The following is a 1179-nucleotide window of genomic DNA, read 5'->3' as shown; positions in this document are numbered from 1 at the left end:
AAAAAAAAGTAGTCAAATATGTAAGGTTACAATCTAGAAGCTCTGCAACACTGCCAAAAAGAGGGTCTCTTGTTAATAGAGGTAATCTAAGGCAGTTTTATCTCCTGCTGAGAACACACCAGTAGAAGCTGAATTAAAGCAAGAATTCATAACTGAATTAGCATCAAATGATTGATTTGTTCCAGGAATATGTACAGCACCCTCTGGATTTGCCGCTTCCACTCCATCATATGGAGGACTACAGCTAAATGAACGATCAAACCAATCGGTATGTCGTAAACCTATGCAATGTCCCAATTCATGAGTAATTACATGCTTCACTACGTCTAACCCATAACTGCTAGTTCCCCCATAAATAGTGATGGAAGGATAAGGATCTCCATCTCCCTCAGGGAAACCGGCTACCCCACCTGCACTGCTTCCTGTTTCTCTTAAAGTAATATCAGCCCTTCCTCTACTTACTCTTTGAAAGGTAATCCCAAGGTTCTCATTATTGTAATTAGCAATTGCCAAGTTCAAGGCATTACTAACTGTACTTGAAAGGGAACGACCTTTGACCGTTATTACCCTTGGGGCACTTACCAAATTGTAAGTACGATACTGTTCTCCTGAGGGACCTCCCACCACAATGGCTTCCTTCATGTTCTCCAAAGCTTTTGGAGTTACTATAATATCGCCGCCCACCAAATAATTTTCACCTACTTTTTCGATATCAATAGGGTTAAATCCAAGGGAAGCAAATTGTGCCGATACCTCTGGTGAAACTAAGGTTTCATCGACAGGTGCAATTTCATGATCTGTCTCTTGACAGGCACTGACAAAAATTGCTAAAGCCAAGAATAGAAAAGCAATTTTAGAAATTAAGATTTTGGTCATAAATTTTTAAAATTTAAATGTTATAAATAAAAAAGAAACTGTCCTATGAGCTATATTTTAAATGCAAGTAATCAAGAAATAATTAGCAATCTAATTCACATCAATACAGCATTGAAACACAGTAATTTAATCCCACATCTCGATAGAACAATAACTTAATTAAAGCAATCCATTTAACATTTAAATCCTATTTTCTGAATAATAGATCAACAGCTAGCAATAACGGATACATAACCATTTTGCCATGGAATTAACCATTCGTCCTTTGCAAATGGTTGTTGGATGGTTATTTTTCGCGTTTTG

The 1179-nt window shown here is 37.0% G+C and carries 1 protein-coding gene; it reads right to left on the bottom strand.

The window, feature by feature from the left end; genetic code table 11:
• Positions 1-72: 72 nt before the first annotated feature.
• The gene (locus E1171_RS01035; RefSeq protein ID WP_155203226.1) at positions 73-876 is read right to left on the bottom strand and encodes a M57 family metalloprotease; all 804 of its coding nucleotides are present in this window, start codon (positions 874-876) and stop codon (positions 73-75) included.
• Between the last annotated feature and the right edge of the window lie 303 nt (positions 877-1179).

The sequence above is a fragment of the Xanthovirga aplysinae genome, from assembly GCF_009711365.1.
GTDB classification, from domain to species: Bacteria; Bacteroidota; Bacteroidia; order Cytophagales; family Cyclobacteriaceae; genus Xanthovirga; species Xanthovirga aplysinae.
The sequence above is the reverse complement of the archived record's forward strand: the minus strand, read 5'-3'. Positions and strand labels throughout refer to the sequence as shown.

What these genes read in the sequence shown, in the direction of transcription:
- E1171_RS01035 (WP_155203226.1), bottom strand. Translation starts at nt 876, where the DNA reads ATGACCAAAATCTTAATTTCTAAAATTGCTTTTCTATTCTTGGCTTTA.